Annotated in this window: 1 protein-coding gene; it reads right to left on the bottom strand. The window is 69.6% G+C overall.

Annotated features, from left to right (window positions below):
• Positions 1-1,148, bottom strand: a 1,148-nt coding sequence (locus ACZ407_RS34895) for an IS110 family RNA-guided transposase (RefSeq protein ID WP_468135568.1), incomplete at its 3' end; no start/stop codon positions are given.
• Positions 1,149-1,397 lie beyond the last annotated feature (249 nt).

Genomic DNA, 1,397 nt, shown 5'->3' with positions numbered 1-1,397 from the left:
AGGACGCTGATGCGTTGGCGGGCGAGTCGGAGGAGGGCCTGGGTGTGGGTTTTGCCGCGGGCTCGTTGTCGGTCGTAGTAGGTGCGGGAGGCCGGGTCGGCGTTCATGCAGGCGAAGGCGGAGAGGAACATTGCGCGTTTGAGCTGCCGGTTTCCGCCTCGTGGTGCGTGCTCACCATGAATCGAGGTTCCCGACGACCTGGTCGTGGGGGCGAGGCCGGCGTAGGAGGCGAGGTGGGCGGCGCTGGGGAAGCCGGTGCCGTCGCCGACGGTGACCAGCAGGATGGCGGCGGTCCTGACTCCGACTCCCGGCATCGAAGTCAGGACCTGGTGAAGAGGGTGGGCCTCCAGCAGGCTGTTGATCTGGGCTTCCAGGGCCCGGCGCTGGTCGTGGACCGCGGCCAGCGAGCGGGCCAGTAACGGGATGACCACGTCGAGGGTGCCCGTTCCCGGGACCACGACGGTCTGCTCGTCGAGGGCGTCGAAGACGTCGTCGATCAGCCGGGCGGCCATGCGCGGGGCCTTGGGCCGGATCACCTCGACGAGTCTGCGACGGCCGGCCTTCCGTAGTGCGGCCGGGGATCCGTAGCGCTCGAGGAGCCAGGTGACGGCAGGGTGGTCCAGGCGCGGGCCCAGCACCCGCTCGAGGCTGGGGTGGAACTGGGTCAGCAGCCCGCGGATCCGGTTGGAGGTGCGGGTGGTCTCGGCCGCGAGGTCCTGGTCGAAGCCGGTCACCACCGTGACCTCGGCGGTGATCTCGTCGGTCAGCTCCAGCGACCGCAGAGTGTGGGGCATCGTCCGGGCGGCGTCCGCGATGACCGCCGCGTCCTTCGCGTCCGTTTTCGCCTCGCCCGGGTAGAGGTCGGCGATCCGTCGCATGGCGAGTCCGGGTAGGTAGGCGACCTCGCAGCCTGCGTCGCGGGCGACGGTCAGGGGCAGGGCGCCGATCGAGGCGGGCTGGTCCACGATCACCAGGACAGTGCCGAACTTGGCCTTGAGTTTGTCGAAGACGGCCCGCAGCTTCGGCTCGCTGTTGGGCATCGGCTTGTCGAAGACCTTCTTCCTGGCCGGTGTCAGCCCGTGACCGTGGTGGGCGGTCTTGCCGACGTCCAGCCCGAGGAAGACGCCTATGCCTTCGGTGTCTAACATTGCACCCTTCCGCAGGTGTTGACCGTGCCGGCCTCGGCGGTGGCACCGTGCTCGCGCATCCACGTTATGCAGACCTGCCGCCCGCTTCTGTGCTCGGCATTGCGCCGGGCCGGGCGGTGGCCGGGTCTCTCATCAGCGTCTCCGACGGCACCCCACGAACCCGGCGACACCACCCCCCAGGTCATGCCTTCGACAGAGGGGACACAGTCATACCGAGCCCGGAGGCCAGCGGCCCCATTGCAGGACCGC

The sequence above is a fragment of the Streptomyces sp. NPDC030809 genome (genome assembly GCF_055572195.1).
The sequence above is the reverse complement of the archived record's forward strand: the minus strand, read 5'-3'. Positions and strand labels throughout refer to the sequence as shown.